Origin of the sequence: Streptomyces sp. NPDC012935 (genome assembly GCF_042900345.1) — a bacterium.
In the GTDB taxonomy this organism is placed as follows: Bacteria; Actinomycetota; Actinomycetes; order Streptomycetales; family Streptomycetaceae; genus Streptomyces.
Window position 1 is genome coordinate 1 of the sequence record NZ_JBIBBC010000007.1, and the last position, 26,658, is coordinate 26,658.

The 26,658-nt window shown below is 71.0% G+C and carries 16 protein-coding genes and 1 pseudogene; 6 read left to right on the top strand and 11 right to left on the bottom strand.

The features are described from left to right. Both ACFY5C_RS18550 and ACFY5C_RS18555 read right to left on the bottom strand, forming a co-directional pair. Positions 1-780 (bottom strand): maltotransferase domain-containing protein (locus ACFY5C_RS18550; RefSeq protein WP_389445484.1); only part of this gene is annotated, 780 nt, incomplete at its 3' end. A 238-nt stretch (positions 781-1,018) separates the two neighbouring features. Beyond that, positions 1,019-2,221, bottom strand: a complete 1,203-nt coding sequence (locus ACFY5C_RS18555) for a S8 family peptidase (protein WP_389445485.1) — start codon at positions 2,219-2,221, stop codon at positions 1,019-1,021. A 323-nt stretch (positions 2,222-2,544) separates the two neighbouring features. On the opposite strand from ACFY5C_RS18555, the gene ACFY5C_RS18560 reads away from it, so the two are divergent. Next, entirely contained in the window at positions 2,545-5,166 is a 2,622-nt protein-coding gene (locus ACFY5C_RS18560) for a glycosyltransferase family 1 protein (protein WP_389445486.1), read from the top strand. Positions 5,167-5,193: 27 nt separating this feature from the next. Here ACFY5C_RS18560 and ACFY5C_RS18565 read toward each other — a convergent pair whose 3' ends face one another. The 8 genes from ACFY5C_RS18565 to ACFY5C_RS18600 form a co-directional block, all read right to left on the bottom strand. Continuing rightward, positions 5,194-5,700 (bottom strand): DUF1990 family protein, encoded by a 507-nt coding sequence (locus ACFY5C_RS18565; RefSeq protein ID WP_389445488.1) that lies wholly within the window; start codon positions 5,698-5,700, stop codon positions 5,194-5,196. 70 nt (positions 5,701-5,770) lie between these two features. Continuing rightward, positions 5,771-7,435, bottom strand: a complete 1,665-nt coding sequence (locus ACFY5C_RS18570; protein ID WP_389445489.1) for a M4 family metallopeptidase — start codon at positions 7,433-7,435, stop codon at positions 5,771-5,773. 211 nt (positions 7,436-7,646) lie between these two features. Further along, the gene (locus ACFY5C_RS18575; protein WP_389445491.1) at positions 7,647-9,701 is read right to left on the bottom strand and encodes a M4 family metallopeptidase; all 2,055 of its coding nucleotides are present in this window, start codon (positions 9,699-9,701) and stop codon (positions 7,647-7,649) included. Between the two features lie 272 nt (positions 9,702-9,973). Then, complete coding sequence (locus ACFY5C_RS18580; RefSeq protein ID WP_389445493.1) at positions 9,974-12,004, bottom strand: NAD(+) synthase; 2,031 nt, start codon at positions 12,002-12,004, stop codon at positions 9,974-9,976. 53 nt (positions 12,005-12,057) lie between these two features. Then, positions 12,058-13,809, bottom strand: a complete 1,752-nt coding sequence (locus ACFY5C_RS18585; RefSeq protein WP_389446101.1) for an ABC transporter ATP-binding protein — start codon at positions 13,807-13,809, stop codon at positions 12,058-12,060. Between the two features lie 134 nt (positions 13,810-13,943). Beyond that, positions 13,944-15,659 carry an ABC transporter ATP-binding protein gene (locus ACFY5C_RS18590; RefSeq protein WP_389445494.1) on the bottom strand — a complete coding sequence of 572 codons (1,716 nt, stop codon included), beginning with the start codon at positions 15,657-15,659 and terminating at the stop codon, positions 13,944-13,946. A 39-nt stretch (positions 15,660-15,698) separates the two neighbouring features. Further along, positions 15,699-17,576: an ABC transporter ATP-binding protein gene (locus ACFY5C_RS18595; RefSeq protein WP_389445496.1), complete on the bottom strand. Its 1,878-nt coding sequence runs from the start codon at positions 17,574-17,576 to the stop codon at positions 15,699-15,701. Further along, positions 17,573-19,402, bottom strand: coding sequence for an ABC transporter ATP-binding protein (locus ACFY5C_RS18600; RefSeq protein ID WP_389445498.1), 1,830 nt, complete (start codon positions 19,400-19,402; stop codon positions 17,573-17,575). The genes ACFY5C_RS18595 and ACFY5C_RS18600 overlap by 4 nt, the downstream gene beginning before the upstream one ends. A 195-nt stretch (positions 19,403-19,597) precedes the next feature. Here ACFY5C_RS18600 and ACFY5C_RS18605 point away from each other — a divergent pair. After that, positions 19,598-19,678 (top strand): annotated as a pseudogene (locus ACFY5C_RS18605) (DNA-binding response regulator); the annotation flags it as partial. 30 nt (positions 19,679-19,708) lie between these two features. Here the strand turns inward: ACFY5C_RS18605 and glgX are convergent. After that, the gene (gene glgX / locus ACFY5C_RS18610) at positions 19,709-21,961 is read right to left on the bottom strand and encodes a glycogen debranching protein GlgX (protein WP_389445499.1); all 2,253 of its coding nucleotides are present in this window, start codon (positions 21,959-21,961) and stop codon (positions 19,709-19,711) included. Positions 21,962-22,120: 159 nt separating this feature from the next. On the opposite strand from glgX, the gene ACFY5C_RS18615 reads away from it, so the two are divergent. From ACFY5C_RS18615 to ACFY5C_RS18630, 4 genes are all read left to right on the top strand, one after another. Beyond that, on the top strand, positions 22,121-23,362 hold the full coding sequence (locus tag ACFY5C_RS18615) for an Ig-like domain-containing protein (protein WP_389445500.1): 1,242 nt from the start codon (positions 22,121-22,123) through the stop codon (positions 23,360-23,362). A 170-nt stretch (positions 23,363-23,532) separates the two neighbouring features. Beyond that, a complete protein-coding gene (locus ACFY5C_RS18620; protein WP_389445502.1) occupies positions 23,533-24,774 on the top strand; it encodes an Ig-like domain-containing protein in 1,242 nt (413 codons plus the stop codon). 182 nt (positions 24,775-24,956) lie between these two features. Beyond that, positions 24,957-25,724 (top strand): enoyl-CoA hydratase/isomerase family protein, encoded by a 768-nt coding sequence (locus ACFY5C_RS18625; RefSeq protein ID WP_389445504.1) that lies wholly within the window; start codon positions 24,957-24,959, stop codon positions 25,722-25,724. Between the two features lie 296 nt (positions 25,725-26,020). Beyond that, complete coding sequence (locus ACFY5C_RS18630) at positions 26,021-26,524, top strand: ATP-binding protein (RefSeq protein WP_389445505.1); 504 nt, start codon at positions 26,021-26,023, stop codon at positions 26,522-26,524. Positions 26,525-26,658 lie beyond the last annotated feature (134 nt).

A 26,658-nucleotide genomic window follows, 5' to 3' on the forward strand; every position in this document is an offset into this window, starting at 1 on the left:
GAAGGTGCCGTGGGGCTGCTCGGGGGTGCCCTCGGAGCGGGGGAAGAACTCGTACCAGGAGCCGAACAGGGCCCGCTCCCGCTCCACCAGCAGGGCCAGCGGGTCCGAGGCGGTGACCAGGTCCCGCAGCGGATACCGCCCCAACACCGCGTCGACCTCGGGCGTCAACGCGGCCGCCAGCCGCCAGGCGGCAGGGCGGTTCACGTCCCGCAGCGCCTCGACGGCCGCGAGGAGAACCGACCGCCCCTCGCTCCCGGGGATCTCGGCTGCCGCACGCCCGTACAGCCGCGCGCCCTCCTCCAGAACCAGTTCCGTGTCCATCCCGGCCGGGATCTTGATCTGGGCGTGGTGCCGCCAGGTGGCCACCGGGTCGCCCCAGGCCTCGACCCGGTAGGTCCAGCGGCCCGGGTCGCCGGCGGTGACGGTGGCGCCCCAGCGGTCGGTGCCCGGGGCGAGTTCACGCATCGGCGTCCACGGGCCGGGCCGGCCGTCCGGGTCGGTCAGTACGACATTGGCGGCGACGGCGTCATGTCCCTCGCGGAACACGGTCGCCGAGATCTCGAAGGTCTCGCCGGACACGGCCTTCGCGGGCCTGCGCCCGTGCTGGACGACCGGGCGGACGTCGAGGACGGGTATGCGCCCGACACCGCTCGCCGTGTCGTGCGCGGAGGGTCGCTCCGGAGCCGGCGGTCCGGGGTCGGCGGTGACGGTGCGGGGGGCTGGGGGTGCTTCGGTGCGCGACGTCGGGGGTGAGGACGACTGGTGGTGCATGGCGGGCATGACCGCTCCTGTCCGCGTCATCTTGGGTGGGCGGATGGCTGTGGGGAGGTGGGTCCTGCGTGGTCGTTCCGGCGCGCGCCCGGGGGCGCACGGGTGGGGTGTACCGCTGGAGCCTTCCCACCCTATTCGGGTACGCAATCCGGCACTTTGTTAACTACTCACGCGTATGTCTACACACAAGACCGGCCCCGTTCCTCAAGAACGGGGCCGGTGCCGGTAATTCGGCGTGAAGAGGCCGCTATGAGCCCGGTACCTGCAGGAGTTTGTCCGGCGAACCGAGCCCCCGCCAGGAGACCTTGCCGGAGGCGGCCTGTGCCACCAGCGCCTTGGACACCTGCGCGGGTTTCGCCCTGGGATGGCCGGCCAGATAGAGCGCGGCCACGCCCGCCGTGTGCGGCGACGCCATCGACGTACCCGAATAGGTCGCCTTGCCGGTGTCACTTGCATACGAGGCCGAAGTGATGGACACGCCCGGGGCGAATACGTCCAGAACCGAACCGAAGTTGGAGAAGCCCGCCCGTGCGTCCTTTCTGTCGGTGGCGCCCACGGTGATCGCCTCCCGCACGGCAGCGGGGGAGTACCGGCCGGCCGGCAGCCCGTCGTTGCCCGCCGCGACCGTGTAGGTCACGCCGGACGCGATGGAGTTGCGTACGGCGGCGTCCAGTTGCGTGTTGCGGTAGCCGCCGAGGCTGACGTTGGCGACCGCAGGCTTCTTTGCGTGCCTGGTCACCCAGTCGATTCCGGCGATGACGTCGGCCGTGCTGCCGCCGCCGGCGTTGTCGAGGACCCGCACGGCGACGACCTTGGCGTTCTTGGCGACGCCGTACTGCTTGCCCGCGATGGTGCCGGCGACATGGGTGCCGTGGCCGTTGCCGTCGCTCGCGGTCCTGTCGTCGCCGACGAAGTCCCACCCGTAGCTCGCCCGGCCGCCGAAGTCCTTGTGCGAGATGCGGATGCCGGTGTCGATCACGTACACCGTCACACCGCTGCCCGCCGACTCCGGCCAGGTGTAGCTCCTGTCCAGCGGCAGGTTCCGCTGGTCTATGCGGTCCAGCCCCCAGGACGGCGGATTCTTCTGCGTGTGGTCCAGGGTCACCCGGGTGTCCTGGACGACCGACGCGACCTTGGAGTCCGCCGCGAGCCGCCTGGCCTGTCTCTCGTCGGCCTGGACGGCGTAGCCGTTGAGGACCGTGCCGTAGGTATGGCTTATTTTCGCCCCGTACTTCTCGGCGAGGCTCTTTCCGGCCGCCGACGGAGCCGTCGTTCCCCCCTTGAGCGTCACCAGGTAACTGCCGCTGACGGAGCCGGGGTCCCCGGCGCCGAGTATCTGTCCCTCCGGTGCGGCGTGCGCGGGCATGGTGGTGGCCGAAAGCGCGACGACACAGGTCACCGCAGTCAGACCACCGGCCCGGCGCAGACGCCGTGTGCGCGTCCGTGCCATGGTGTGAGTTCCCCTCCTCAACTCGGCGCACCACAGCCCTGGACCACGGGGTGCACCCCGTTCGGGCCGGTGCGCCACCAGTCAGCCTCTCGTGGCGTGAGAAGTCGCCACAAGGAGGCCTACGGGGGCGGAATCGGCCATACCGGGCACCCGGAATCCGTAAAGGTTGCGGCTTTTTCCGGACGTACGCGCTCTGTTCGCCGCGCTTGACACCCACAAAAACGCACGGTGGTTGCGAACCCCCGCATACCGATACTGTCGGTGGCGATGACGGGACCCACACCGCCGTGGGTCCCCCTGCCACGCGCTGCCCGAGGTGGAATGTGAAGGCGATCCGTCGATTCACCGTCCGTCCAGTGCTCCCCGAACCCCTCCGGCCCCTGAGCGATCTGGCGCGAAACCTGCGCTGGTCCTGGCATGCGGAGACCCGCGATCTCTTCCAGTCCGTCGACCCCGAGTGCTGGGCCGCCTCGGGCAACGACCCCGTACGGCTGCTGGGCAGCGTGTCGCCCGGGCGGCTCGCGGAACTGGCCGAGGACCGCCGCTTCCTGCGTCGGCTGGCCGCGGTCGCCGGTGACCTGCACGATTACGTCACCGGCGAGCGCTGGTACCAGGACCAGTCGTCCGAACTGCCCACCGCCGTCGCCTACTTCTCACCCGAGTTCGGCATCACGGCCGCCCTGCCCCAGTACTCCGGCGGCCTCGGCATCCTGGCCGGCGACCACCTCAAGGCGGCCAGCGACCTCGGCGTACCCCTCATCGGGGTCGGCCTGCTCTACCGGCACGGCTACTTCCGGCAGACCCTGTCGCGCGACGGCTGGCAGCAGGAGCACTACCCGGTCCTGGACCCCAACGAGCTGCCGGTCGCGCTCCTGAAGGAAGCCGACGGCACCCCCGCCCAGGTCTCCATCGCCCTGCCCGGTGGCAGGCAGCTGCACGCCCGCGTCTGGCTCGCCCAGGTCGGCCGCGTCCCGCTGCTGATGCTCGACTCGGACGTCGAGGAGAACGACCTCGGCGAACGCGGCGTGACCGACCGGCTCTACGGCGGCGGCAGCGAGCACCGGCTGCTGCAGGAGATGCTGCTGGGCATAGGAGGAGTGCGGGCGGTCCGGACGTACTGCCGTCTGACCGGCCATCCCGAACCCGAGGTCTTCCACACCAACGAGGGCCACGCCGGCTTCCTCGGCCTGGAGCGCATCGCCGAACTCTGCGCCGCGGGCATGGACTTCGATCCGGCGCTGGAAGCCGTCCGCGCCGGCACGGTCTTCACCACCCACACGCCCGTCCCGGCCGGCATCGACCGCTTCGACCGTGAGCTGGTCGCCCACCACTTCGGCCCCGACGCCGAGCTCCCGGACATCGAGGTCGGGCGGATCCTGCAGCTCGGCATGGAGACCTACCCGGGCGGCGAGCCCAACCTGTTCAACATGGCGGTGATGGGCCTGCGCCTGGGGCAGCGTGCGAACGGCGTCTCGCTGCTCCACGGCAACGTCAGCCGCGAGATGTTCTCGGGCCTGTGGCCGGGGTTCGACCCCGACGAGGTGCCGATCACCTCCGTGACCAACGGCGTCCACGCCCCGACCTGGGTCGCTCCCGAGGTCTTCCGGCTCGGCGCCCGCCAGATCGGCGCCCAGCGCACTGAGGACGCCATGACCGTCGGCGGCTCGGACCGCTGGGACGCGGTCGCGGAGATCCCCGACCAGGACGTGTGGGAGCTGCGCCGGAACCTGCGCGAGCAGTTGGTGACGGAGGTACGGGACCGCCTGCGCACCTCCTGGCGGCAACGCGGCGCCGGCACGGCCGAGCTGGGCTGGATCGACGGCGTCCTCGACCCCGACGTCCTGACGATCGGATTCGCGCGGCGGGTCCCGTCGTACAAGCGGCTGACGCTGATGCTGCGGGACCGCGACCGGCTGATGGACCTGCTGCTGCACCCGGAGCGGCCCATCCAGATCGTGGTGGCGGGCAAGGCGCACCCGGCGGACGACGGCGGCAAGCGGCTGGTCCAGGAGCTGGTGCGGTTCGCCGACGACCCGCGGGTCAGGCATCGGATCGTCTTCCTCCCGGACTACGGCATGGCGATGGCCCAGAAGCTCTACCCGGGCTGCGACATCTGGCTCAACAACCCCCTGCGCCCCCTGGAGGCCTGCGGCACCTCCGGCATGAAGGCGGCACTGAACGGCTGCCTCAACCTCTCCGTCCTGGACGGCTGGTGGGACGAGTGGTTCCAGCCCGACTTCGGCTGGGCCATCCCCACGGCGGACGGCACGGGCACGGACCCGGACCACCGGGACGACGTGGAGGCGGCGGCGCTGTACGACCTGCTGGAGCAGCGGGTGACCCCGCGGTTCTACGAGCAGGGCCAGGGCGGCCTGCCGGACCGCTGGATCGAGATGGTCCGCCAGACCCTTTCCCTGCTCGGCCCGAAGGTCCTGGCGGGCAGGATGGTCCGCGAGTACGTGGAGCGCCTGTACACCCCGGCCGCCCACGCCCACCGCGCGATGACGCCGGACGCGGCGCGTGAGCTCGCGGACTGGAAGGCGCGGGTGCGTTCGGCCTGGCACGGCGTCACGGTCGACCACGTGGAGACGTCGGCGGCGACCCCCACCGCGGAACTCGGTTCGACGCTCAGCCTCCGGGTCCGCGTGGGCCTCGGCGACCTCGGGCCGGAGGACGTCGAGGTCCAGGCGGTCTCTGGCCGCGTCGACTCACAGGACCGCATCGCGGACGCCTCGACGGTGCCGCTGAAGCCGATGGGGAGCCCGGACCCGGAGGGCCGCTGGGTGTACGAGGGCCCGCTGTCCCTGGACCGGACGGGTCCCTACGGCTACACCGTCCGGATCCTGCCGGCGCATCGGCTGCTGGCGTCGAGTGCGGAGCTCGGGTTGGTGGCGGTGCCTTCCCAGGATGTGGGTGAGGGGGCGGCGGGGGTCCTGCTGCGGTGACGTCGTCGAGGGGGGCTGCGGTGTCCCTCAGTCCCCCTCGGCCTCGCACAGCTGCCGCAGCACACTGCCGCACCGTCGCGCGTACGCGTGCTGGAACCCCCTTGTCGCAGGTCCCCCCGCGCGCGCGTACCACTTGGCCGCGCGGCTGAAGGCCTGCACGGTCAGCCACACCGTCCCGTCCCCCGTGCGGTCCACGAGGAAGGCCTCCTCGCCGCACTCAGGATGACCGGAAAGCGTGCCGTACGCCCAGCCCACCCGGCGGTACTCCTCCGCCGTCCAGACCACCCGGCACGGGGCCCTGATCAGCCCGGCCAGGGTGACCGTGACGTCGACCTCGGGGGCCGCGCGGTCGGCCGACGCCTCTATGCCGACGCCCATCGAGCGGTGCATCTCCCAGGTCATGACCGCTTCGGAGGCTCTGCGGAAGACCTCCTCGCCCTCGCCTATGCGGCTGCGCACGTGCAGGGGGTGGAAGCCGGGCGGGCAGAAGCCGTTCTCCCGGGTCGCGCCGACGTCGTCGTACGTGAAGGACATGGGCCCAAGCGTAGGGCGGCACCCGGGGATGCCTTCCTCCCGGGTGCCGCCCCTGCAACCACGCGCGGTGTCAGCTGACGTTGATGGCCGACCAGGCGGCCGCCACCGTCTTGTACTCCGTGCTGGTGGAGCCGTACAGGGCGGACGCCGCGCTCAGGGTCGCCGTGCGGGCGGCCTTGTAGTTCGTCGTCGACGTCATGTACTCGGTCAGGGCCTTGTACCAGATCGCGGCGGCCTTGGCGCGGCCGATGCCTGTGACCGTCGAGCCGTTGGAGGTCGGGGAGTTGTAGCTCACCCCGTTGATCGTCTTCGCGCCGCTGCCCTCCGACAGCAGGTAGAAGAAGTGGTTCGCGGGGCCCGACGAGTAGTGCACGTCCAGGCCGCCCAGCGAGGACGACCAGCTGTCCTTGGACGCGCCGTCCTTGCTCGGCTTGTCCATGTAGCGCAGCGGGGTGCCGTCGCCGTTGATGTCGATCTCCTCGCCGATGAGGTAGTCACCGACGTCGGCGGAGTTGTTGGCGAAGAACTCCACCGCCGTGCCGAAGATGTCGGAGGTGGCCTCGTTCAGGCCGCCCGACTCGCCGCTGTAGTTCAGGCCCGCGGTGTTGGAGGTGACGCCGTGGGTCATCTCGTGCGCGGCCACGTCGATCGACGTCAGCGGGTTGGTGTTGCCCTCGCCGTCGCCGTACGTCATGCAGAAGCAGCTGTCGTCCCAGAACGCGTTGACGTAGGCGTTGCCGTAGTGGACGCGGGAGTACGCGGCCTTGCCGTCGTTCTTGATGCCGCTGCGGCCGAAGGTCTCCTTGTAGAAGTCCCAGGTCTCCTGCGCGCCGTAGGCCGCGTCGACGGCGGCCGTCTGGTCGGTGGAGGAGCTGGAGGCGCTGCCGGTGCCCCACGTGTCGTCCGCGTCGGTGAACAGCGTTCCGGCGGAGGAACTGGTGCTGCGGGCCTTGTTGTACGTCTTGTGGCCGCCGCGCGTGGTGTCGTAGAGCTGGTACGTCGAGCCCGACTTGGTCGTGCCGAGCGTGACCGTGCCCGAGTACAGGCTCTTGCCGCTGCCGGTCTCGATGCCCTGGTACTCGAACAGCTTCTTGCCGGTGGCGGCGTCGGTGATCACGTGCAGCTCGTTCGGGGTGCCGTCGTCCTGGAGGCCGCCGACGACCGTCTCGTAGGCGAGGGTCGGCTTGCCGTTCGCGGCCCAGATCACCTTGCGGGGGGCCTTGTCCGCCTCGGTCTTCTTCGAGCCGGCCGACTTGGCGAGCGAGACCGCCTGGCCCTCGGCCTTGGCCGCGGTGATCGCCGGCTTCAGCGAGGCGACCTTGATCGTGGCCTTCGTCGCCTTGGTCACGCCCGCTCTCGCGCCGGACGCCGACTCGTGGACGACCAGGTCGCCGCCGAGGACGGGCAGGCCCGCATAGGTGCGCTCGTAGCGGGTGTGGACCGAGCCGTCGGCATCCTTGACGACGTCCTTGACGACCAGCTTCTCCTGGGTGCCGAGGCCTATTTCGTCCGCGGTGTCGGCCGCCTTGGCCTGCTGGTCCTTGATGAGGGTGGTGCGGGCCGCGGGGGCGAGCGCGACCGGTACGGCGAGCGGGGCGGCCTTGGTACCGGCACCTGCGGGGGCCGCTGCGGCCGAACCACCGGTGGTCAGCGCGGTGGTGAGGAGGGCCCCGGCGGCCACGGTGGTGGCGATGGCCAGGGTGGTGCGCTTGCGACGCGCGTAGAGGGGGGTCACACGAGCTCCTTTTGTGGGGGAAGTGCAGTGGTGCTGGTGCGGCGGGTGGGGGAAGCGTGACACCTGGGGCGCGTACATGTCAGGAGCGGGCGATGATGTTGGCAAAGATTTGACTGTTGGGTGAATGTTTCAGAAACGTGAACGGGCGCCGTCCCGGCGGGAGTTGAACCCACCGAGACGACGCCCTGTCTGGGTCAGACCGTCAACTGGCCTACGGGAAGGTCAGCTTCCAGCTGTTGATGTAACCGGTGTCGATGGCCGCGTTGTCCTGGACCCGCAACTGCCAGACGCCGTTGGCGACCTCGGAGGACGCGTTCACGGTGTAGGTGGCGTTGAGGTTGTCCGCGCTGCCGCCGGTGCCGTAGCCCTTCAGCGTGTACGCCGTACCGTCGGGGGCCACCAGATCCACCTTGAGGTCACCGATGTAGGTGTGGACGATGTCCACGGCGACCTGGAGGTTGGACGGTGCGTTGCCGGTCCGCCCGGAGACGGTGATCGGCGACGTGACCGCCGCGCCCCGGTCCGGGATCGCCACGTCGGTTCCGCTCTCGAAGGACGTGCCGCCGCCTCCGCCGGGCCGGGAGCCGACGTTGATGCCCGCCCACGCGTCCTGGACCGCCTTGTACTCGGCGCTGTCGGTGCCGTAGAGCTCACCGGTGGCCGCGAGGGTGCCGGTGCGGGCGCCCGCGTAGTTGGTCGTGGACGTGAACTTCGTGGTGAGCGCGCGGAACCAGATCTTCTCCGCCTTGTCCCGGCCGATCCCGGTGACCGGAAGGCCGTCCGACGTGGCCGAGTTGTACGTGACACCGTTGATCGTCTTGGTGCCGCTGCCCTCGCTCAGCAGGTAGAAGAAGTGGTTCGCGGGGCCCGACGAGTAGTGCACGTCGATCGAGCCGATGCCCGAGTACCAGCTGTCCTTGGACGCGCCGTCCTTGCTCGGCTTGTCCATGTAGCGCAGCGGGGTGCCGTCGCCGTTGATGTTGATCTCCTCGCCGATGAGGTAGTCACCCACGTCGGAGGAGTTGTTGGCGAAGAACTCGACGGTCGAGCCGAAGATGTCGGAGGTGGCCTCGTTCAGACCGCCGGACTCGCCGCTGTAGATCAGGCCGGCCGTGTTCGAGGTGAGCCCGTGGGTCATCTCGTGCGCGGCCACGTCGATCGACGTCAGCGGGTTGGCGTTGCCCGAGCCGTCGCCGTACGTCATGCAGAAGCAGCTGTCGGACCAGAACGCGTTGACGTAGTTGTTGCCGTAGTGGACCCGCGAGTACGCGCCCACACCGTCGCCGCGGATGCCGCTGCGCCCGTGCACGTTCTTGTAGTAGTCCCAGGTCAGCGCGGCGCCGTAGTGCGCGTCCGCACCGGCCGACTCCAGGTTGGACGGGCTGCCGTTGCCCCAGACGTCGTCGGGGCCGGAGAAGAGGGTGCCGGTGCCGGAGGTGCCGCGGTTCAGGTTGTACGTCTTGTGGCCGCCGCGCGCGCCGTCCGTGAGGTTGTACGTCGACCCGGACTGGGTGGTGCCCAGGGTGACCGTGCCGCTGTAGACCGTGTTGCCGGTGCCGGTCTCGATGGCCTCCCACTCGTACAGCTTCGCGCCGGTGGTGGCGTCGGTGACGACGTGCAGTTCCTGCGGGGTGCCGTCGTGCTGGAAGCCGCCGACGACCGTCTCGTACGCCACGGTCGGCTTGCCGTTCGCGGCCCAGATCACCTTGCGGGGCGCCTTGTTGACGTCCGGGCTCTTGGCCTTCTCCGCCTTCGCCGCGGCCAGCGCCTGCTCCTTGGCCTTGGCGGCGGGAACGGCGGCGGTGGTGGTGGCCGGCTTGATGGCGGCCCGGGTCGCCTTGACGACGGCCTCGGTCGCGCCTGACTTGGCCGTCTCGACGACGAGGTCGCCGCCGAGGACGGGCAGGCCGTCGTAGGTGCGCTCGTAGCGGGTGTGGACCGTGCCGTTGCCGTCCTTGACGACGTCACGGACGACCAGCTTCTCCTTGGCTCCGAGGCCCAGGTCCTTCGCGGTGTCCGCCTTGCCGGCGTTGGCCTCGCGTATCAGCTCGGCGCGCTGGGCGGGGGACAGCTTGACCGACTCGGCGCCCGGTATGACCTTGCCCGCGGCCGACGGTGCCTTCTCCGGGGCTGCGGTGGCGGCGCCCGACTGGACGGCCGCCGCGATCAGGGCGGAGACGCCGACGAGGGCGACGGCGGCGGCCCGGCGGTGCGTGGTGTGACGCGACGTGTGGGAGGTGCGTCTGTGGGAGGAACTGTCTCTCAACACTGACTCCTTCTGCGCGGCCGCGGATCACGCGGCCAGGGGAGACCGGCCGGCGGGTGGGCCGTCCGGGCAGAGCAAGTGGTACGCAGAACGACGTGCGCGTGCGGGAGCTCGGCCGCGGGCACCGCGGTGTGACGGTGCTGTGGGGTTGCTGTGTCGCGGCCGTGGGAAGAGTGGCAGGTGGTTGCGGTTTCTGTCAGGACCGCGTCAGGAAGTTGGCCAGAAATCGTTCGTTGTCCGGGAGTTCACGTTCGATAAACGGATCAGACGCATCAGTCGTCGAAGCGCGCGAGATCGCGCAGCCACGCAGCCGCGTTGCCGTCGGACGGCGCCCGCCAGTCGCCGCGCGGGGACAGCGAACCGCCGGCCGACACCTTCGGCCCGTTCGGCATCGCCGAGCGCTTGAACTGTGCGAACGCGAAGAAGCGACGGCAGAAGACCTCCAGCCAGCGCCTGATCTCCGCCAGGTCGTACGCCACCCGCTTGGCCTCGGGGAAACCGGGCGGCCACGCGCCGGCGTCCGGGTCGTGCCAGGCGTGCCAGGCCAGGAAGGCGATCTTCGAGGGCCGGAAGCCGTACCGCAGCACCTGGAAGAGCGTGAAGTCGTGCAGCGCGTACGGGCCGATCTTCGACTCGGTCGACTGCATCTCCTCGCCCGGCACCAGCTCCGGGCTGATCTCCGTGTCCAGGATCGCGGCCAGCGTCTCGCCGGTCTCCTCGTCGAACTGGCCGCTGGTGATGACCCAGCGGATCAGGTGCTGGATCAGCGTCTTCGGCACCCCGCCGTTGACGTTGTAGTGGCTCATCTGGTCGCCCACGCCGTACGTGGACCAGCCCAGCGCCAGCTCCGACAGGTCGCCGGTGCCGAGCACGATGCCGCCGCGCTGGTTGGCGAGGCGGAACAGGTAGTCGGTGCGCAGGCCGGCCTGCACGTTCTCGAAGGTGACGTCGTACACCGGCTCGCCGGACGCGAACGGGTGGCCCATCTCCTGAAGCATCAGCCGCGCCGTCGGCGTGATGTCCAGCTCGGCCGCGGTGACGCCGAGCGAGTTCATCAGCTTGTGGGCGTTGCCCTTGGTGTGGTCGCTGGTGGCGAAGCCCGGCAGGGTGAACGCCAGGATGTCGCTGCGCGGGCGGCCCGCACGGTCCATCGCCCGGGCGGCGACGATCAGCGCGTGCGTGGAGTCCAGCCCGCCGGACACCCCGATGACCACCTTGGGGCCGCCGATCGCGCTCAGCCGCTGCTGGAGGCCCGCGACCTGGATGTTGTACGCCTCGTAGCAGTCCAGGGCCAGGCGCTCGGCGTCGGCCGGCACGAACGGGAAACGCTCGACCCGGCGCTTGAGACCCAGGTCCGCCGCCGGCGGGTCGAGCCGGAAGTCCACCCGCCGGAAGTCACCGGTGCGCCCGGCGTGCGTGCGCCGGTTGTCGTCGAACGTGCCCATCCGCTGCCGCTCCTGGCGCAGCAGGTCGAGGTCGACGTCGGCGACCGCGTACTGCTCGTCGGGCGAGAACCGGTCCGTCTCCGCCAGCAGGGCGCCGTTCTCGTAGATCATGGTCTGCCCGTCCCAGGACAGGTCGGTGGTCGACTCACCCAGACCGGCCGCCGAGTACACGTACGCCGCGAGACAGCGCGAGGACGCCGAGCGGCACAGCAGCCGCCGGTCCTCGGCCCGCCCGACCGTGATCGGGCTGCCCGAGAGGTTGGCCAGCACGGTCGCGCCGGCCAGGGCGGCCTCCGCACTCGGCGGCACCGGCACCCACATGTCCTCGCAGATCTCCGCGTGCAGCACGAGACCGGGGACGTCCTGCGCCGCGAAGAGCAGGTCCACGCCGAACGGCACCTCAGCGTCGCCGACCCGGATCGTCCCGCCGCGCTCGTCCTCGCCGGACGCGATCTGCCGCTGCTCGTAGAACTCCCGGTAGTTCGGCGGGTACGACTTGGGCGCGACACCGAGGATCCGGCCGCGGTGCACGATCACCGCGCAGTTGTAGATGCGGTGGCGGTGGCGCAGCGGAGCGCCCACGACCAGCACCGGAAGCAGGTCCGCCGACCCGGCCACGACCGACTGGAGCGCCTGCTCCACCTCGTCGAGCACCGCGTCCTGGAGCAGCAGGTCCTCGATCGAGTACCCGGTCAGGCCCAGCTCCGGGAAGACGGCGACGGCGACGCCCTCCTGCGCGCACCGGCGCGCCTGCCGCAGCACCGCTTCCGCGTTGGCGTGCGGGTCGGCGATGACGGTGTGGCCGGTGCACGCGGCGACGCGCGCGAAGCCGTGCTGGTAGAGCGACCAGAAGTTCAACGGACTTCCCCAGGAGAAGCGGACAGTGCTGGCATCGAGCATAGATCGCCTGATCAGGCCTGCGCCGTTCCGGGCGAGGCGGGCCGCTCCCCGTGCCAGGACCGCCACAGCGCCGCGTACGCCCCGTCCGCCCCGACCAGCTCGTCGTGGGTGCCGAGCTCGGTGAGGCGGCCGTTCTCCATCACGGCCACGCGGTCCGCGTCGTGCGCGGTGTGCAGGCGGTGGGCGATGGCGATGACGGTACGGCCCTGCAGTACGGCGGCCAGGGCGCGCTCGGTGTGCCGGGCGGTCGTGGGGTCGAGCAGTGCCGTCGCCTCGTCGAGGATCAGGGTGTGCGGGTCGGCCAGCACCACGCGGGCAAGGGCCAGCTGCTGGGCCTGCGAGTCGTCCGTGCCGTGGCTGCCGTCGCCCAGCGCCGTGTCGAGGCCGTCGGGCAGTTGTCGTACCCACGTGTCGGCGCCGACCGCGGTGAGGGCCGCCCACACCTCCTCGTCCGTGGCGGAGGGCTCGGCGATACGGAGGTTGTCGCGGACCGTGCCGAGGAAGACGTGGTGCTCCTGGGTGACCAGGACGACCTGACGGCGCAGCTGCTCCGGGCCGAGCGCGACGACCGGGACGCCGCCGACCGTCACCGAGCCGGCGGTCGGTGCGTCGACACCGGCGAGCAGCCGGCTCAGGGTCGTCTTGCCGGCACCGGACGGGCCGACCACCGCCAGCCGTTCCCCCGGCCGTACGGTCAGGTCGACATCGCTGAGGACCTCGCCGCCGCGGTCGTAGGCGTAGCGCACGCCGGCCACGTCGATGCGGTCGTCCGTGGGGGTGGGGGAGTCGGCGTCCGTCGCCTGCGGGGCGCGGGCCAGGCCCTCCACGCGGGCGAACGAGGCGCCGCCGCTCTGGAGTTGCTCGACCCGCATCAGGATCTCGTCCAGCGGACCGACCATCTGCTGCAGGTACAGCGCCGCCGCGACCACGGTGCCCAGGCTGATGGTGCCCCGCGCGTGCAGTGCCCCGCCGACGAGCAGGACTGTCGCCACGGGGACGAGATAGGCGATCTCGACCGACGGGAAGAACACCGTGCGCAGGAAGAGCGTGTGCAGGCGGGTCCGGCGGGACTGCTCCAGGGCGTCCCGGCTCGCCGTCACCCGCCGCCGCTCCAGGCGCAGCGCCTCCACGGTGCGAGCGCCGGACGCGGTGGCCGCGAGGATCTCCGCGACGTCCGAGGTGGCCGCACCCTCGGCGAGGTAGCCGGTGCGGGCGCGGCGCAGATACCAGCGCAGCACCGGCCACAGGCCGCCGAGGCCGAGCAGACCGCAGGCGCCGAGCAGGGGGTCGAGCGCGAACACGGCGCCCAGCAGGAACAGGACCTGTACGGAGTTGATGAGCAGCTCGGGACCGGCGTCGCGCAGGGTGGTGCCGACGGCCGCCACGTCGGCGGTGCCGCGCGCCGTCAGGTCGCCGCTGCCGGCCCGCTCCACGACCGACGCGGGCAGCGCCAGCGTGCGGTTCACGAACTCCTCGCGGACGCGGGCGAGGGTGCGTTCGCCGAAGCGGTGGCCTACGTAGCGGGCCCAGCGGGCCAGCAACAGCTGGGCCGCTGCGGCTGTCAGGATGGCCAGGGCGAGTTTGTCCACGGTCGTGACGCCTGCGCCGCGTCTGACTTCGTCGATGATGCGGCCCACCAGCCAGGGGCTTGCCAGGCCGGCGAGCGCCGCGAGGGAGTTCAGGGCGAGTACCGCTGTGAAGGAGCGGGCGTCGGCTCGGATCAGGCGTGCGGTGGCTCTGCGGACGTCTTGCCGTTCGGCGATGGGGAGGGTTGTGCGGCTACGAGCTCGGGACTTGGGGTTGCGTGCCGGGTGCGGGTGCTTCGTGGCTTGTCGCGCCCCGCGGCGGAGCCGCTTGTCGATACTGCCCCGCGCCCCTGAGGGGCGTTTGGCTTCCGTCACTTGGCAAGCTCCTCGGCGTCTTCGTCCCGGGCCACCAAGGACCGGTAGCCCGGCTCCCCTTCCAGCAGCTCGTGATGGGTGCCCGTGGCCGCCACCTTGCCGTCGACCAGGTAGTGGACCGTGTCCGCTCGGGCCAGGACCAACGGGGACGTCGTCGTCACCAGGGTCGTACGGCCCCGTCTCGTCGTGTGCAGGCGTTCGGCGACACGTGCCTCGGTGTGGGCGTCCAGTGCCGACGTCGGTTCCACCGCCAGCAGCACCTCCGGGTCCGCCAGCAGTGTGCGGACCAGGCGGACGCGCTGGCGTTGGCCGCCGGAGAGGTTGCGGCCCTGGGCGTCGATCGGGGTGTCGAGGCCGTCGGGGAGGCCACGGACGATGTCCTCGGCGACCGCCGTGTGCACCGCTCGCGTGATCGCCCGCTCGTCCCGGTCCGCGGACCCGGCGGCCACCAGCTCGCGCAGCGTGCCCGCGAACAGGTCGGCCTCATGGTCGGCGACCAGGATGCGCGCCCGGACCTGCGGTAACGCGATCTCGCTCAGGGGCACTTCGCCCCAGGTCGCCGCCGACGGGACGTAGCGGCCCAGGCGGTCGACGACGGCCGTGGCGTCGGCCGGCAGCGCGGCGGCCAGTGCGGTGAGCCGGCCGGGCGGCACCCGCACCCCGGACGTGGGGTCGTGCAGGGTCGCCGGCTCCGCCGGCGCGTCCCGCGTGCCGGTGTCCGCCATGGGCTCCAGCCGCAGGAACCCCACGACCCGCCGCGCCGCCACCACGCCACGGCTGACCTGGTAGCCGCACTCGATGAAGAACGCCACCGGCCCCACCAGCACGGCGACATACCCGTACACCGCGACCAACTCACCCACGGTGATGCTGCCCTGGGCGGCCAGCCGCGCCGCCAGCCAGGTCACCACGGCCAGGAACAGCGTGGGCAGTCCCACGCCGAGCGCCTGCACCCAGCTGGTCACCGCCCCGACCCGGTAGCCCTGGGCCCGCAGCCGCTGCGAGTCGCGGTGGAAGGCGTCGGCCACCAGGCCCTTGCCGCCGAGGCCGTTGAGGACGCGCAGGCCGCCCGCGAGGTCGGCGATGCGTGCGGTCAGTACGCCCTGCCGCTCCCGGTACTCCGTCTCCGTGCCCTGCAACCGCCCCAGCAGCGGCCCGACGAGCACGCCGACCAGCGGCATCCCGAGCAGCACCACGACGGCGATCGGCACCGACACCGACACCAGCAGACCGGCGACCACCAGATAGGCGACGACAGCGCCGACACCCGGGCCGACGACGGTCAGGGACTGGCTGATGGTCTGGACGTCGCCCACCCCGATCGTGACGACCTCCCCGGCCCCGATCCGGCGCGGCAGCGTGGCACCCAGTCGCACCGCATGGCCGATCAGCACCTTGACCGTGCGGAAGTTGCTGTCCATCCGCACCCGCGTCATCGTGCGGTGCCGCATGATGCTCAGCCAGGCGTTGAACGCCCCCACCGCGACCAGCGCACCCGTCCACCCCGCCAACGCGCCCTGGTCACCGGCCGCCAGCCCGTCGTCGACGGCACGGGACATCAGGTACGGGGTCGCCGCCAGCAGTACCATCCACACGCTGGAGATCAGCGCCCCCATGGCGGACCGCATGGACTGGCGCATGACGAGCCACCACAGATATCGCCATCCGCCGCGGCAGTCGGGTGTCCCCGGATCCTCGTACGCGTCGATCATCGTGCCCGTACCCCGTTCGTCGTCCCTCGTGCCGCTCGACTACGCCAGACTGTCCCGCCACGCCCGATGCAGATCCGCGAACCTGCCGGTCCCCGCGACGAGTTCGGCAGGTGTGCCGTCCTCGACGATCTGCCCGTGCTCCATGACCAGCACGCGGTCCGCGATCTCGACCGTGGACAGCCGGTGGGCGATGACGACCGCCGTGCGCCCGTGCAGCACAGTCGACATCGCGCGCTGCACGGCCCGTTCGCCGGGGATGTCGAGGGAGCTGGTCGCCTCGTCGAGGATCAGTACGGCCGGGTCGGCGAGCAACGCCCGGGCGAACGCGACCAGTTGGCGCTGACCGGCGGAGATCCGGCCGCCCCGCTTGCGTACGTCGGTGTCGTAGCCGTCGGGGAGCGAGCTGATGAAGTCGTGCGCGCCGATGGCCTTCGCCGCCTGCTCGATCTCCTCGCGGGTGGCGTCGGGGCGGCCGATGGCGATGTTCTCGGCGACCGTGCCGGAGAACAGGAACGCCTCCTGCGTCACCATCACCACCCCACGCCGCAGTTCCGGCACGGCGAGCTCGCGCAGGTCGACGCCGTCGAGGAGGACCCGGCCGTCCGAGGGGTCGTAGAAGCGGGCGAGCAGCTTGGCCAGCGTCGACTTGCCGGCGCCCGTGGAGCCCACGACCGCGACCGTCTGGCCGGCCGGGAACGTGAGGTCGAAGCGGGGCAGCACCTCGCCGCCGGTGCGGTAGCCGAACCGGACGCCGTCGAAGACGACCTCGCGGCCGGGGTGTGCCGACTCGAGGGCCGGAAGCTGCCGGGGAGCCTGCGGCTCGGGCACGGACGGGGTCTGGGCGAGCAGTCCGGCGATCTTCTCCAGGGAGGCCGCCGCCGACTGGTACGAGTTGAGGAACATGCCGAGCCGGTCGATCGGGTCGTACAGCCGCCGCAGATACAGCACCGCCGCCGCCAGCACGCCGAGGGCGAGCGTGCCGCCCGCGACCCGGTAGGCACCCCACAGCACGATCCCCGCGACGGCCGTGTTGGCGACGAGCCGGGAGCCGGTGACGTAACGGGCCATCTCCAGCAGCGCGTCGCCGTTCGTCCGCTCGTGCCGGGTGTTGAGGACCCGGAAGTCGGCGTCGTTGACGGCCTCGCGGCGGAAGGCGCGCACCGGGCGGATGCCGTTCATCGTCTCGACGAACTTCACGATCACGGCGGCGATCGCGGTCGAGCGCACGGTGTACACGCGCGCGGCGCGCCGCCGGTAGAGCCGTACGAGGAGATACAGCGGCGCGAAGGAGGCCACGGCGACCGCACCGAGGCCGAGGTCGAGCCAGAGCAGCATCGCCGAGATGTAGACGAACGAGAGGATGACGGTGACGAGCTCCTGCAGGCCTTCGTCGAGCAGCTCCCGCAGGGACTCCACGTCCGTCGTGGAGCGCGAGATGAGCCGCCCTGACGTGTAGCGCTCATGGAAGTCGAGGCTCAGTGCCTGGGCGTGGCGGAAGATACGGCCGCGCAGGTCGAGCAGCACGTCCTGGTTGACGCGGGCGGAGAGCAGGATGAACGCGTACTGCAGCACGCCGGACACCACCGCACACAGCAGATAGCCGGCCCCGACCGCGACCAGCGGCCCGAGATCGTCGCGGCGGAACGCCGGCACGGCCGTGTCGATCGCGTACGCCACCAGCAGCGGGCCCGCCTGCACCGCCGCCTGCTGGAGCAGCAGGAGCAGTGTGGTGACGGCGACGCGCGCCTTCATCGGGGCCAGCAGGGAGCGCAGCAGGGCGGCGGTGGCGCCCGGCGGAGTGGGCAGGACGTCGTGGTCGAAGGGGTCGTCGGGCCGGGGGGATTCGGGCCCTTTCCCGGCCGGCTCTTCCTTGTCCGGCTCTTCCCTGCCCGGTGCGGTGGCGGTCGTCGCCGTCATCGGTCGGCCTCCTCGGTCCCGGCCATGAGGTGGGCGTATTCGGCGTTCGTGCGCAGCAGTTCGTGATGGGTGCCGACGGCGGCGATACGGCCGCCGGAGAGCAGGGCGACGCGGTCCGCGAGGAGCACGGTGGAGGGGCGGTGGGCGACGATCAGGGCGGTGGTCTGCGCGAGCACGTCCCGCAGAGCGGCCTCGACGGCGGCCTCGGTGTGCACGTCCAGGGCGGACAAGGGGTCGTCCAGCACCAGGAAGCGGGGCCTTCCGACCACCGCCCGTGCGAGCGCCAGTCGCTGTCGCTGGCCGCCGGAGAGGCTGAGGCCCTGCTCGCCGACCTGGGTGCCGGTGCCGTGCGGCAGGGCGTGCGCGAAGTCGGCCTGCGCGACGCCGAGCGCCCGCTCCAACTCGGGTTCTCCCGCGCCGGCCGAGGCCCCCATCAGCACGTTCTCCGCGACGCTGGCCGAGAAGAGGGTGGGCTCCTCGAAGGCGACGGCGACGAGTTCGCGCAGCGTGTCTCGGGGCAGTTCGGCGATGTCCTTGCCGTCGAGGGTGATGTGGCCGGATGTCACCTCGTGGAGGCGGGGGACGAGGGCGGTGAGGGTGGTCTTGCCGCTGCCCGTCGCGCCGACCAGGGCCATGGACTCGCCGGGGCGGACGTGGAGGTCGATGCGGGTGAGGACGGGAGGGGAGCCGGTGGGGGCGTCGGGGTAGCGGAACGAGACGTCGTGGAAGCGGAGTCCCCTGTCCTTGAGACCAGTTGAGCCGGTAGCGGTGGCGGCCGGCGCAGTGGTACCAGCCGCGACCGGCTGCTCCTGCTCGGCGTCCATCACCTCGAAGTACCGCTCGGTCGCCGTAGCCGCCTCCTGGCTCATCGCCAGCAGGAAACCGATCGAGTCGACGGGCCAGCGGAGCGCGAGTGCCGTTGACAGGAAGGCCACCAGCGTGCCCGCCGACAGGTGACCGTCCGCCACCTGGATCGCGCCCAGCACCAGTGCCGCCCCGATGGCCACCTCGGGCAGCGTCACGATGACGCCCCAGATCGTGGCGAGGAGCCGGGCCTTGCGCAGTTCCGTGCCACGCAGGGTCCGCGACAGTTCGCGGAACGCGCGGGCCTGGCTGCGGTGCCGGCCGAACCCCTTGATGATCCGGATGCCGAGCACGCTCTCCTCGACGACCGTCGTCAGATCGCCCACCTGGTCCTGCGCGCGGCGCGCCACCGTGGCGTACCGCTTCTCGAAGATCACGCAGGTGACCATCACGGGCACCGCCGGGATCAGGATCACCAGCCCCAGCGTCCAGTCCTGGAGCAGCATGATGATCACGCCCACGAGGATCGTCACGGCGTTGACCAGCAGGAACGTCAGCGGAAACGCGAGGAACATCCGCAGCAGCATCAGGTCGGTCGTGCCCCGCGACAGCAGCTGGCCCGACGCCCACCGGTCGTGGAAGGCCACCGGCAGCCGCTGCAGGTGCCGGTACAGATCCGCGCGCATCCCCGCCTCGACCCCGGCCAGCGGTCGGGCCACCAGCCACCGCCGCACCCCGAACAGCAGCGCCTCCGCGAACCCGAGCAGGAGCAGATACAGCGCCCCGAGCCAGACCCCGGCCGGATCACGGTCCGCGACGGGCCCGTCCACCATCCACTTCAGGACGAGCGGAATGACCAGCGACAGGCAGGAGGCGACGATCGCCACGAAGGCAGCACTGAACAACCGCACCCGCACGGGCCGCACGTACGGCCACAGACGCAACAGCGTCCGCACGGCGGATCGGTCGGATCGCTCGGATCGGTCAGGGCTGTCCTCGGCGGTTGCACGTGTCGTCACCATCAGCAGCGAGCCTACGGATCGGCACTGACACTGCCCACCGAGTTTTGGCCGGTCCGCGATCGGCCGCTGGTCCTACGACCTGCGTGTTCGAGGGGTCGTACAGCCCGAGGACCGGGGGGCGTAGGGCGGCATCAACCGATCGGCCGATGCCGCTTCGAGCCACGGCGTCTCCTTCACCGTCGACGAGGGTGAGATCTTCGGCATCCTTACGCCGAGCTGGGCGTCAAGGACCGGGCGGCGGCGGTGGCCACGGCGTATCAGCGGGGGATCCTCGGCCAGGCCACTGTCGCAGCAGGCCCTGGCCCGTCACGCCTCCACCCTCAGCAAGAGCACCGCCCGCGCCGGCACCGTGATGGCCGCCCCCGCCCGGTGCTCCACCCCCGGCGCCTCCCCCTGCTCCTCCCGTGAGGTGTCGACGACCACCTCGTACCGCTCCGCCCACGGCGGCCCCGGCAGGACGAAGGTCACCGGACGGTCGCCGGCGTGCAGGACGGCCAGGAAGCTGTCGTCGAGGATCGGCGCACCCCGGTCGTCGCGGCCCGGGATGTCCCGGCCGGAGAGGTACATGCCCAGCGTGGCGGCGGGGGCGTACCAGTCCCGTTCCGTCATCTCCGTGCCGCGCAGGGTGAACCAGGCCAGGTCCCGCAGGCCGTCGGCCGAATGGGCCCGTCCGGAGAAGAAGGCGCGGCGGCGCAGCACGGGATGCCGGTGGCGCAGCTCGATCAGCCGGGCGGTCAGGTCGAACAGGGCCTTCCAGCCCGGGTCCTCCAGCAGCCCCCAGTCCAGCCAGCTGATCTCGTTGTCCTGGCAGTAGGCGTTGTTGTTGCCCCGCTGCGTCCGCCCCAGCTCGTCGCCCGCGACCAGCATCGGCACGCCCGTCGACAGCAACAGGGTCGTCAGCAGGTTCCGCAACTGCCGCCGCCGCAGCGCCCGTACGCGCTCGTCGTCCGTCTCGCCCTCGGCCCCGCAGTTCCAGGACCGGTTGTCGTTCGAGCCGTCCCGGTTGCCCTCGCCGTTCGCCTCGTTGTGCTTGCGCTCGTAGGACACCATGTCCCGCAGCGTGAAACCGTCGTGCGCCGTCACGAAGTTGACCGAGGCGTACGGCCGCCGCCCGCCCCACGCGTACAGGTCGCTCGACCCCGACAGGCGGTACCCGAGATCCCTTACGTCCGGCAGCGCGCCCCGCCAGAAGTCCCGCACGGCGTTGCGGTAGCGGTCGTTCCACTCCGTCCACAGAGGGGGGAACGCGCCCACCTGATAGCCGCCCGAGCCCACGTCCCACGGCTCGGCGATCAGCTTCACCCGCCGCAGCACCGGATCCTGCGCGATGACGGCGAGGAACGGCGAGAGCATGTCGACGTCGTGCATGGAGCGGGCCAGGGCCGCCGCCAGGTCGAAACGGAAGCCGTCCACGCCCATCTCGGTCACCCAATAGCGCAGGGAGTCGGTGATGAGGCGCAGCACGTGCGGCTGCACGACGTGGAGCGTGTTGCCGCAGCCCGTGTAGTCGGCGTACCGGCGTGCGTCCGACTGCAGCCGGTAGTACCCGCGGTTGTCGATGCCCTTCAGCGACAGCATCGGGCCCAGCTCGCCCGCCTCCGCGGTGTGGTTGTAGACCACGTCGAGGATGACCTCGATCCCGGCCGCGTGCAGAGCATGGACCATCCGCTTGAACTCGCCGACCTGCTGCCCGGTCGTACCGGAGGCGGCGTAGGCGGCGTGCGGGGCGAAGTAGCCGATGGAGTTGTAGCCCCAGTAGTTGCGCAGGCCCTTGCGCAGCAGATGGTCCTCGTGCGCGAACTGGTGCACCGGCAGCAGCTCCACCGCCGTCACGCCCAGCTTCACCAGGTGCTCGATCGCCGCCGGGTGGGCGAGACCGGCGTACGTGCCCCGCAGTTCCTCCGGTATCCCCGGATGCAGCTCGGTGAAGCCCCGGACATGCACCTCGTAGATCACCGAGTCCGCCCACGGCGTCTTCGGCCGGCGGTCGTCCATCCACTCGTCCTCGGGGGCGTCGTCATGGACGACGACGCCTTTCGGGACGTACGGCGCCGAGTCCCGGTCGTCGCGCACGGTGTCGGCGACATGCTGCTGGGGCCAGTCGCGGACATGCCCGTACACCTCGGGCGGCAGGCTGAAGTCGCCGTCCACCGCCCGCGCGTACGGGTCGAGAAGCAGCTTCGCCGGGTTCCAGCGACCCCCGGTCCACGGGTCCCAGCGGCCGTGCACCCGGTAGCCGTAGCGCTGCCCCGGCATGACACCCGGCACGAAGCCGTGCCAGATCTCGTGCGTCAGCTCGGTGAGCCGGGCCCTGGTCTCCTTGCCCTGCGCGTCGAACAGACACAGCTCGACGGCCTCCGCTCCCCCCGCCCACAGCGCGAAGTTGGTGCCCGCCACCCCGTCCGGGCCGACCCGGAAGCGGGCGCCGAGCGGCATCGGCGCGCCCGGCCACACCGGCACGGCCGGGGTCTTGCGCTGCCCGTTCACGACGGCGGCCGGGCGCCCCTCCTCAGCGGCGACCGCCTGGGCCACCGCCTCCTGCTCGGCTGCGCTCGACACCTGTCGGCCTCCCACGGCTCATGGACCCCACGCACAGGGAAAGAGAGCCCACGGTGTCCCGGTCCGCGGCTCCCCATCGCGTCGTCCTCCCCACTGTTCTGCCCACCGCCGGGCTCGCACTCACGTTTCCCCAGGGCCACCCCGGTCGTTGGGGTCTTCGTGAGGCACGTACAAGGGCGCGCGCGGCGCGCGGGGGCCGTGTTGGCCGCCGTACTGACATGGGCAGGACTGCTGGCCGGTGCTGCCGGCTGCACTTCGGACGGCGGTGGCGTGGACCGGATGCCGGGCAAACCCCGGGCACCCGAGGACGTCATCCGGGTCACGCCCGACGACGAGACCAAGGGCGCACGCCCCGACGACCCGCTGCTTGTCCGCGTACTCAGCGGACGCCTGGAGTCGGTGAAGGTCGTCAAGTCCCAGGACGCCCAGGACACCCCGGTGCCCGGGCAGATCTCCGGGGACGGCCGGCGCTGGGAGCCCGAGGACCCCAGGCTCGCGCTGGCCGCCAAGTACACGGTCGACGCGGTGGCCGTCGACGGCCAGGGACGCCGCAGCGCACGGCACACGACCTTCACCACGTACGTCCCCGAGGAGCGGTTCATCGGATACGTCGCCCCGGAGAACCGCTCCACCGTCGGCACCGGAATGATCGTCTCGCTGGACTTCAACCGCGAGATCGAGAACCGCGCCGCCGTCGAACGCGCCATCCAGGTCACCGCCGAGCCAGCCGTGGAGATCCGCCCGCACTGGTTCGGCCCGGGCCGCCTCGACTTCCGTCCCGAGCACTACTGGAAGCCCGGCACCCAGGTCACCGTCGCGCTGCGGCTGCGGGACGTCGAAGGGGCGCCCGGGGTGTACGGGCAGCAGTACAAGACGTTCTCCTTCACCGTCGGCCGGCACCAGGTCTCCGTGGTGGACGCGGCCAAGCACACCATGGAGGTCCGCCGCGACGGCGAACTGCTGACGACCGTGCCGATCACGGCCGGCTCCCCGAAGACCACCACCTACAACGGCAAGATGGTGGTCACCGAGATGCTGGAGCTGACCCGGATGAACGGCGCCACGGTCGGCTTCAAGAAGGCCAACGGCAAGGGCGAGTACGACATCCCCGACGTCCCGCACGCCATGCGCCTGACCAACTCCGGCACCTTCCTGCACGGCAACTACTGGGCGGACGCGTCCATCTTCGGACGGAGCAATGTCAGCCACGGATGCGTGGGGCTCAGGGACGTCAAGGGCGGCGGGTCGGAGACGCCGGCGGGCTGGTTCTTCGACCGCAGCCTGGTCGGGGACGTCGTCGAGGTCGTCCGCAGCAATGACAAAAAGGTCGCTCCCGACAATGGCCTCGGAGGATGGAATATGGGCTGGAAGGAGTGGAAGGCGGGGAGTGCGGTGAAGTAACAGGACAGGGGGGTTGGTTGCTCGACCGGCCGGCCGTCCGTCGATGTTGGAACGGAACGGTGACAAACGCGCGGCGTCGGCGCCCTGGCCTTGTGGTTAATATGCGCCGATGCGCGTGGCACATGCGCGGGCGCGCGGGCCTGACCAGGCCCGGGGGAGGGGAGAAGGACTTGAACGTGCGGCCGATATCGGGGGCGTCGGTTGACGCGCGCGGGAGGCGTGGGCGCAAGGGGCTGGCGGCGATGGCCGGTGTGCTGCTGCTCGCCCTCACCGCGTGCGGTGGCAGCGGCGGATCGGACTCCGGGGCCGGTGACGGCAAGGGCGGCGACTCCTCCACAGCGGAGGCCGGGAAGTCGCAGGCGGTGGTGACCATAGCCCCGGGCGACGGTGCCAAGTCCGTCGAGACCAGCGGGGCGCTGAAGGTGACCGCGGCCAAGGGCAGGCTGACGGACGTCGAGGTCAAGGACACCAAGGGCAACGCGATAGCCGGGAAGATATCCGGCGACGGCGCCACCTGGACGCCGTCCACGCACCTCGCCGCCTCCACGAAGTACACGGTGCACGCGGTCGCCAAGGACTCCGACGGCCTGGAGGCGGCCAAGGAGGGCGACTTCACCACCCTGACCCCGAAGAACACCTTCCTCGGCCGGTTCACCCCCGAGGACGGCTCCAAGGTCGGCGTCGGGATGCCCTTCTCGATCCGCTTCGACCGGGGCATCACCAGCCCCGAGGACGTCGAGAAGGCGATCAGCATCAAGACCGAGCCGGCCGTCGAGGTCGAGGGCCACTGGTTCGGCAACGACCGCCTCGACTTCCGGCCGGAGAAGTACTGGAAGGCCGGCACGAAGGTCACGGTCGACCTCAACCTCGACGGCGTCGAGGGCCGCGACGGCGTCTACGGCGAGCAGGACAAGAAGGTCACCTTCACCATCGGCCGCAACCAGGTCTCGGTCGTCGACGCCAAGGCCAAGAAGATGAAGGTCACGCAGGACGGCAAGGTCGTGAAGACCATCCCCGTCACCACCGGCGCGCCCGGGTACGAGACCTGGAACGGCCAGATGGTCATGACCGAGAAGTTCGTCCAGACCCGCATGAACGGCGACACGGTCGGCTACGAGGGCGAGTACGACATCAAGGACGTGCCGCACGCCATCCGCCTGACCGATTCCGGCACCTTCATCCACGGCAACTACTGGGCCGGCGGAGCCTTCGGCAACACCAACGCCAGCCACGGCTGCGTCGGCCTGCGCGACGTCAAGGGCGCCTGGAGCAAGGACACCCCGGCGGCGTGGTTCTACAACCACTCGATGATCGGCGACGTGGTGGTCGTGAAGAACTCCGCGGACGGGACGGTGGCCCCGGAGAACGGCCTCAACGGCTGGAACATGTCGTGGGAGAAGTGGAAGTCGTAACTCCCGCATGACGGCACACGGCCCCGGTGCACGACCTCGACGCGAGGCACGGCACCGGGGCCGACCGCGTTGGTCCCCATACTCCCCGTGCTGTGCCTGTCTGGAAGCAACCCCCGGACCCCCGGCCGGATGTGATCGACGGCACCGCAGCGATAGCCGTTAGTCCCCGTTAACCTGCTGGCATGACCGTGAATCTCGAAGTCGCCGAAGGTGTCGGTACCCTCCGTCTCGACCGACCGCCCATGAACGCGCTGGACGTCGCCACCCAGGACCGGCTCAAGGAGCTCGCCGAGGAGGCCGGCCGTCGGGACGACGTACGGGCCGTGGTGATCTACGGCGGGGAGAAGGTGTTCGCGGCGGGCGCGGACATCAAGGAGATGCAGGCCATGGACCACGCGGCGATGGTCCTGCGCGCCCGGGCCCTGCAGGAGTCGTTCACGGCGGTGGCCCGCATCCCGAAGCCGGTGGTGGCTGCCGTGACGGGCTACGCGCTCGGCGGCGGCTGCGAGTTGGCGCTGTGCGCGGACTACCGCATCGCCGGTGACAACGCCAAGCTGGGCCAGCCGGAGATCCTGCTGGGCCTGATCCCGGGTGCCGGCGGCACTCAGCGGCTGGCCCGGCTGATCGGCCCGTCGAAGGCGAAGGACCTGATCTTCACGGGGCGTATGGTGAAGGCGGACGAGGCGCGGGACTTGGGCCTCGTGGACCGCGTGGTGGCGCCGGACCAGGTCTACGCCGAGGCGCACGCCTGGGCCGCGAAGCTCGCGCAGGGCCCGGCGATCGCGCTGCGGGCGGCGAAGGAGTCGATCGACACGGGCCTGGAGACGGACATCGAGACGGGCCTTGCGGTGGAACGAGGCTGGTTCGCGGGCCTGTTCGCCACGGAGGACCGGGAGCGGGGGATGCGGAGCTTCGTGGAGGAGGGGCCGGGTAAGGCCAAGTTCCTCTGACCGTCGGGAAACTGGCCTCTGAAACTCCGCCGGATCACTTGCAATTGACAGGACGTCTGATCCGGCGTCCCTCGATGGGGCGGTTTATGGCAGCCTTAAGGCAGCCTTAAGCGTGCCTTGGCGAGGAAGCCTGTCGATTGCCTCCAACGGACCCTTCGTTGCAGGCCAAGTGGGCTGTGGGTAGCCCTGAACTGCCCCCGTCATATGCCAACCGAGCTCTGCGGAATGACCGCTTCCGGGGGATGTATTCCTGCGGAACGGCCCCGGAGCGCCGCGCGGGCGGCCATGATGGGGGCATGGCGGGGCTGGAGGGTATCGAACAGCCGCGGGGACACGGCCGTGCGACCGCGGCGCGCTGGTCGCCGGCGGTCGAGGACGAAACTGCTGCGAAGGCGCTGGAGCTGTTCGGCAATCCCACGGAGGCTGAGGTTCCGCTCCCGTCCCGTCCGGAGTCCGCCGCCACGGCGCGGCGACTGGCGCAGGTCGTGGTCCTGCGCCAGTGGGGCCTGACCCCGAAGATGACGGAGGACGTGGTCCTGCTCGTCTCGGAACTGGTCGGCAACGCCGTCCGCCACACCGGCGCCCGCGTCTTCGGCCTGCGCATGCGCCGTCGCCGCGGCTGGATCCGCATCGAGGTCCGCGACCCGTCCCGGGGGCTGCCCTGCCTGATGCCGGTCCAGGAGATGGACATCAGCGGCCGGGGTCTGTTCCTGGTCGACAAGCTCTCCGACCGCTGGGGCGTGGACCTTCTGCCGCGCGGCAAGACGACATGGTTCGAGATGCGGGTGGCGGACCGCTGACGGTTGCCTCCGGCGGTTGAGCCGAGTACGGCGGCGCGCCCCTGCCGCCGAGTACCAGGGGCCTCTTGGCACCGGCTCCGGCATTCCAGCCCGTCCGGCGTTTGAGGGCGCGTAGGGGCGGCGGGGCGAAAGCG

Excerpts from the sequence above, each read along its gene's own strand:
- ACFY5C_RS18555 (WP_389445485.1), bottom strand. The coding sequence starts at position 2,221 with ATGGCACGGACGCGCACACGGCGTCTGCGCCGGGCCGGTGGTCTGACT.
- ACFY5C_RS18565 (WP_389445488.1), bottom strand. The coding sequence starts at position 5,700 with ATGTCCTTCACGTACGACGACGTCGGCGCGACCCGGGAGAACGGCTTC.
- ACFY5C_RS18590 (WP_389445494.1), bottom strand. The coding sequence starts at position 15,659 with ATGATCGACGCGTACGAGGATCCGGGGACACCCGACTGCCGCGGCGGA.
- ACFY5C_RS18595 (WP_389445496.1), bottom strand. The coding sequence starts at position 17,576 with ATGACGGCGACGACCGCCACCGCACCGGGCAGGGAAGAGCCGGACAAG.
- ACFY5C_RS18600 (WP_389445498.1), bottom strand. The coding sequence starts at position 19,402 with ATGGTGACGACACGTGCAACCGCCGAGGACAGCCCTGACCGATCCGAG.
- ACFY5C_RS18625 (WP_389445504.1), top strand. The coding sequence starts at position 24,957 with ATGACCGTGAATCTCGAAGTCGCCGAAGGTGTCGGTACCCTCCGTCTC.
- ACFY5C_RS18630 (WP_389445505.1), top strand. The coding sequence starts at position 26,021 with ATGGCGGGGCTGGAGGGTATCGAACAGCCGCGGGGACACGGCCGTGCG.